Raw genomic sequence first — 5,581 nt, 5'->3', positions numbered from 1 at the left:
AAATCATGCTGCCCTTCGGGTAGTAGTTTTTCGACTACGAACTTATTTTCAACCAGCGAGATGCTTTCATCATTGATCTTGATCGTATGGTCTGTGGGGATATCACGGCCAAAGATTCTAACGCGTGAGCCGTGTACCGGTATGGTTTGTAGATCGAGGTTATTTTCAAGATTACTGGATACGCTACTGCTCACGGTGTCGGTGATATTACGCTGCGGTCCCACTAGGCTGATCTGACGTAAATGGGTTCTATCTAGATGTCCGTCTTTGTCTTTCACGGTCAGGATATAGCTAAGCTTGTCGCCTTCTTTGAGTTTGTTTTCTTTCTTATTTGAGCCATTCCATTTAATCGTGCGGCCAGTGTCTAAAGAGCGCCCCATAAAGGTTGCTAGAGGATTTTTTTGTTGTTCATCTTCGGCGTAATAGACCTCAAGTTCCCAGCTATCGATAAAATGCGCATAGTTGGTTGTGATCTCAAAATTCATCGGAGATACAAACTCGCCTTTTTCCATTTCTATCGAGTTTGGAGCAGTAACATTAAGTACAGGGGTTAAGGTAGAGGGATCTTTACTGACCCAGATAACACCACCGTCTTTTAATCGTATGCTACGTTTATTGGCATCACTTACTTTTACTTGAACTTGATCATAAACATCTTCTTTAACTGTTTTTGATCCAGCTGGCACTTGTTTTGTAATACTTAAATCGGCTCGGCGATTATCCTGTCTTGTTTCTTCACTCATATTATCAGAGCGATTCAAACCTTCACCATGCGTTACAACTTTTAAAGTAAACGCTGGCATATCTTTATATTCAGGTTCTGCTGCGTGTGAAACAACACTAACACTGCACATAACTAAACCACTAAATGTTGCACTCAACAATGGAGACTTCAGTCTTGAAGTCATCGAAGCTTGTTGAGTCGAAACTAATGTTGTTTTAGAGTTCATTTTTTAACCTTTATTTCTTTTTATTTTTGCGGTTTACGTTCTTATTATTTTGATGTTTCTATTTTTTTTAATAGACTAATTTGTCGTTCTATAATCTATTGATCGCTTGTCATTATGAGGTACTTCTTGATAAGCACTCTTATCTACCACAACCTTAACCTGACGCATTAATGTAGAACCTAATCTTTTCTGTAGTTCTTGTCTTACCGTATCGGCTCTTCTATTAGCTAAAGCGATATTATATTGGGCGGTATGACGTGAATCAGTATACGCATTGATTGTAATATGCCCTTTTCCATGTCGTTTGATACGCGAGACTAATAAGTCCATATTTCCACGTTGATCAGCACGTATATTGTGCTTATCTTTATCGAAGAATATTGAACCTAAGCCAACTTCAACCGTCTTGTACACAGGAACTTGCTTTGTAATAGTACGTTTGCGTGATTGAGTCTGGTATTTAGCCGAGCTCTTAATAGTTCTTGCTGGCGCATCTTGTACCGGTAATTTAATACCAAAATTAATCTTATTAAGTGCTGTACTGCTAAGTCGTAATACACGAGGGTTCTCTGTTGTAAACTTAGCCCCCTCGGGTAACGTTGCAGTATCCACTTTTAGAATAAAGTTCTTACCCGAACCACGACGACCGCCATCAACATCAGGAATATGATATCTACCGTATCCATCTGTTTCGATTAACAATCCTTCTACAGTTGCCAAACGGACACCAGGTATTCCTTCTTCCTGAATGCCGTAGTTGGTGATAGTGATTTCAAGCACATCCTGGACTGTTGCAGGTACTCGCATCGATTTAACTTTAGTAGCAGTTGGAATGCCTTTAATTCTACGTGTGCTAATTCTAAGGTCTTGCGCTGTTAAGCCCTTCGCTTTTTGACCGATATGAGATTCAGTTGCCTGACCACGATTATCTACAGTAATAACCGTTCCTTGTTGAGTCGTAACCTTAAAATCGTTCTTCTTTGAATAAGGCATAAGAATCACTTTACGGTATTTATCTGGATCATCCAGCACACTCACTCGACCATTGAGACCGCCAAGGTGCAGACTATTCCAACCGAAATAATCACTTTTAACGGTGATACCTGTTGCATTAGCAGGATCTTGATAACCATCACCGTCGCGATCATGGAATACTTTACCAATTAAGGTAGATTGATCTAATACGCTGTCTACAACAACAGCCACCGTTGCTATCGCTACATTACTCACAATATCATCGTCAGAGCCTGACGCAAATACCTGTACCGAGTTCACAGCATTACCTTGGCTAACCGACGTTCCGACTTTAAGAATATAACCAATCTTTATTTTCTCATTACCTTTTACGATTAATGAATTGAAACTGATAGGATCAGTGCCAGTCGCTTTAATAGTCGTAACGATGTCATCATCAGTACCAAAGTTATTATCTTCTCCTGCTCTAGTGAGTTTTGCTGCACTAGATGCAAATTTAAAGCCTTTAGGTAAGTCATCTCTAACATCTACTTCAATTTCATCTTCAGTCATATTTTCAGCAGTTATCGTGTAATACAACTGATCACCAACACTCACTTGATTCTTGTTAGCAGATTTACTAATAAGGATAGTGTCATCAGCAATTTCTGTTTGTCGTGCAATCTCAGAATCTAATGGAATATGGTTGAATATCACATTGCTATCACCAGAATTCAGAGAGAAATCCATGAAATAAGTTGTATCTTGATTGCCCTGTGGAGCATCTGGTTGTCCCTGGACTTCACAACTACCACTATTAGCAATTGCATCACGTGTACAGTTTGTTTCATTTGAATCACTGTCATACACACCAGTCTGAGGTGGAATAATCGTGCTATTGGTGTAGTAACCAGCAGGAGCTGAAACTATTTTAATAGTATATGTTTCACCATTCTGACAGCTTGAATGTGCATTAGGGTAGACATCAAAAGCATAGAGACCATCTTCTGCAGTTACCTGATTTTGCTGGCCTTCACCTACACAGGCAGCATCTACAGGAACACCTTGAGAATTAACCAACTGTAACGTTACTCCCGCTATCAATTCACGTGTTGTACTGTCATAAATAACTCCGCTTGGGTCTACCGGTAATGGTAAATTTACTGTTTGACCAGCAACTAACGGGCCTCCAGTTGTCTGTGTTGCTATTAGAGTACCCTTAGTATTAAAGAACTCAACAGTATATTCAGCCGGTACTAGACCTGTTACAGAGTAGTTACCTTGAGAATCTGTCACTGTTGTTGCAACAATATTACCGTCTTTGTCTTTGATCTTCAGAGTCCATCCTGCTTTTCGATCTTCATTAGAATCAATGACATTATCCTTGTCACGATCTAACCATACCGTACCTGTAATGGCAGCTGGCTCTTCATAATCAACAGTCACCGTCGCTACATTAGACTCTAAACCTGTAGTGTCTTTTACTGTGTAATCAACTGGCGTTGGATCACCCATAAAACCAGCCTCTGGTGTAAATGTAATGTCACCAGTTGTTATATTTACAGACCAGGTCCCCTCACCTTCAACAATTAGACTTGTTACTGGATTACCAGACGGGTCTCGAAGTTTCACAGTGGTAGGATCTAAATTATTATCTGGATCACTGTCATTAGAAACAGTATTCATAGTTACAGCTTGTCCTAGCGGTTGATTTTGTTTTGAATCATCAACAGCAACAGGTGGTTTTGGTTGTGGAGGAGCAAAACCATCAATATCATTAGCCACACTTCCAGCTATAACATTTACAACTGTAGGGTCTGAACCTTGTGACCTTGTTAATGACGAATTAATATCTGAATCTGAAATATCAATCGTAGTACTGCCAGCTATAACAGATTGACTGTATAGACCATTACTATTAGTAACAACCGTAGTAATAGCACCACTACTATCCGTAATAGTAACTCTTACATTTGCTATACCTGTTTCACCGTTATCTTGCTGACCATTATTGTTAGCATCAAGATACACAACGCCTTGTACAGTACCAAATAATGGCGTCACAATAGGCGAATTGAAGCCATCTCTATCTGTTGCCGTACCATTTGCAGGAACAGTAACCGTTGTCGTATCAGTACCTTCAGTTTGAACGCTTCCAGATGGCAAAGATGACTCTACAACATCAATGGTGGTTGCACCGGCAGGAACGGTAGCCCCATAAGTGCCATCAGAATCTGTAGTTACAGTTTGAGTATTACCTTCTGAATCAGTAACGATTACTTGGACACCTGCAATTCCTGGCTCATTCGCATCTTGCATGCCGTTACTATTTGTATCTGCATAGACGATACCGATGATTTCACCAGAATTATCTGCTGGTTGATACCCATCAATATCCGAAGCGACATCATTAACAGGCACAATCACTTCAGTTGGGTCTGTACCCTCAGTCTGAGTACTTCCACCTGGAAGAGTATTTTCTTGAATATCGATTGTAGTACTACCAGAAACAACTGATGTTGAATAATTACCACTCGTATCTGTTGTAAGTGTTTGAGTATTACCTTCAGAATCAGTAATTAAAACATTAACACCTGAAATTCCAAACTCGCCTGAATCTTGTGTGCCGTTACCATTTGTATCTTCATAGACAATGCCGTTAACAGTTCCAGTAGGAGTTGTCCCATACGTTACAGTCAATGTTGCTGCATTTGAGGTATTCCCATTATTATCGTTTATTGTATAAGTGATAGGTGTTGGATTTCCTGTTAAAGACACATCCGGAGTGAATAACACGTTACCAGCAGAATCTGCTTCGTAAGTTCCATCTGAATTTGTAAATACCGATTGAATCCCCGGAGATGCAGGATCAAGATCCACGCTTGCAGGATTGATCATGCCATCAGGATCAGAATCATTTGCACCAACTGTAGTCAATGTGGTTGGATTACTCGGCGAAGGAGCTCCTGGATTAGACTGACTGTCATTAGAAGCCATTGGCCCATTACCATAAGTCACAGTCAAAGTAGCCTGATTTGAAGTATTGCCTCCGTTATCTTGAATGGTATATAAGATTGGCGTCGGATTACCCGTTAATGATGCATTTGGAGTAAACGTTACATTACCAAGCGAATCAGCTTCCCATGTCCCATCAAGAATTGTAATAGTATTTTGAATACCATCCACTGCAGTATTTAAATCTACTGTTGCAGGATTAATCGTTCCATCAGGATCAGAGTCGTTATCCCCTATAAGTGGCAGGGTGGTTGGATTCGTTGGTGAAGGAACACCAAGGTTCGCTTGACTATCATCGACAGCCACTGGCGCAACATCATCATTAGTGATCGTACCTGTACCTGTTGCGGTACCGATGGTGCCGTTGTCTGTATTGGTTAAAGTAACCGTAAAGGTTTCATCAGGCTCAACCGTAGTATCACCATTAACTGGCACACTGATAGTACCCGTTGTAGCGCCTGCCGGAATAACAATCGTTGTCGTGGTCGGTGCAACATAGTCGCTATCACCCACTGTGCCTGTACCTTCGTTCACTGTGAACGTAACGGTTGTATCCGTACTCACTGGCTGCGTTAAGGTCACCGGGAAGTCTGCACTGACTGTGCCTGCATTGCCTTCTGTAACAGTGACATCACCGATACTGATCACAGTGCCATCATCAT

The 5,581-nt window shown here is 40.8% G+C and carries 2 protein-coding genes; both read right to left on the bottom strand.

The annotated features are described in order from the left end of the window. On the bottom strand, positions 1-950 hold a 950-nt coding region (locus EV695_RS20105), incomplete at its 3' end, for a hypothetical protein (RefSeq protein ID WP_207907184.1). A 75-nt stretch (positions 951-1,025) separates the two neighbouring features. Beyond that, the coding region (locus EV695_RS20100) for an SdrD B-like domain-containing protein (RefSeq protein ID WP_165874776.1) at positions 1,026-5,581 on the bottom strand (4,556 nt) is incomplete at its 5' end.

The organism is Cocleimonas flava (assembly GCF_004339015.1).
GTDB classification, from domain to species: Bacteria; Pseudomonadota; Gammaproteobacteria; order Thiotrichales; family Thiotrichaceae; genus Cocleimonas; species Cocleimonas flava.
The sequence above is the reverse complement of the archived record's forward strand: the minus strand, read 5'-3'. Positions and strand labels throughout refer to the sequence as shown.